The 1,081-nt window shown below is 37.7% G+C and carries 1 protein-coding gene and 1 pseudogene; both read left to right on the top strand.

The window, feature by feature from the left end:
- Positions 1-528, top strand: a pseudogene (locus GMD6S_RS12780) (hypothetical protein); the annotation flags it as partial.
- A 203-nt stretch (positions 529-731) separates the two neighbouring features.
- On the top strand, positions 732-1,081 hold a 350-nt coding region (locus GMD6S_RS09385; RefSeq protein WP_000284680.1), incomplete at its 3' end, for a helix-turn-helix domain-containing protein.

Here is a 1,081-nt window from a genome sequence, read left to right as displayed (position 1 = left end):
GATTACAAAAATGGTAAAAAAATTTATGATGTTTTCCCAGAATTAGCCTATTTAGGGATTGAGGTTAGTCCAGGCACCAGCGAGTTTTTAAAAACACTGGACAGTTCAATCAAAGATCCTAAACTTCCTGATTTGAAGTATCAAGGTATTGGTTTTGAATTTAATAACCAATCTGATAATATCTATCTTTATAATGAAATATTGGAGGAAAATCAAAGCAAGGGCCAAGCTCTGCAAGGGATGTATCCAATGGATGCTCAATATCTTTTCCAAAAAGAGATTTTTATACCGACATTTGAATTTCAATATTTCGTTCCGAAGGAAAAAAGAGATCTCTTGTATGATGACTATCTAAAAGATCTTGAAAGGCTCATGAAGGAATTTTTTGCCAACCAATCCCTACCAAGAGGTCTTTATGCTGTAAAGATTGCTAAGTATGAAGAGGATAAACTTGTCAGTGATAGTGGTGTATATTATGTGAGGATTGATAATCGGCAAGTTGTAAAGCTGTTGCAAAAATTAGAGTAGGAGTTGCTAGGGCTAGTCCAGTTTTTTGTTCATAATTTCCAGTTGTGTCTGTTAAAATTTGATTTTCCCAGTGGACAATCGTCCACTTTTTTTATATAATAAAACTAAACCATATTGGTTGAGTTTAGAGATGTAAGCTCAACCGTCGATTTGTTTTTCTAAGAGAGATATTCTCAATAAAACATCACACTAGGGGGTGAAGTATGTATCAGCCAGAAAAACTCAAGACTCGGAGGAAAGAGTTAAAATTGACACAGAAGGAAATTGCAGAGGAATTAGGGATCAGCTTTCAGGCTTACTCGGCTTGGGAACGTGGAATTAAGGAACCATCCAAGGAGAAGGTTGCTCAGCTGGAGAAGATTTTAAAGGTAGCAAAAGGGTATTTTACTCAGATTGAGATTGTTCGTCTTTACAATAGCCTCTCCAAGCAAGGGAAGGACAAGGTTGTGCTTTATGCTCGCAACCTAGCTCAAGAAGAACAAACTCAGAAGGTGGCGACCATGCCAGAGCGCCTCTACGAGTACCGTGTCTATGAACGTATGTCAGCAGGGAT

It is taken from the genome of Streptococcus sp. GMD6S, assembly GCF_000297015.1.
The sequence above is the reverse complement of the archived record's forward strand: the minus strand, read 5'-3'. Positions and strand labels throughout refer to the sequence as shown.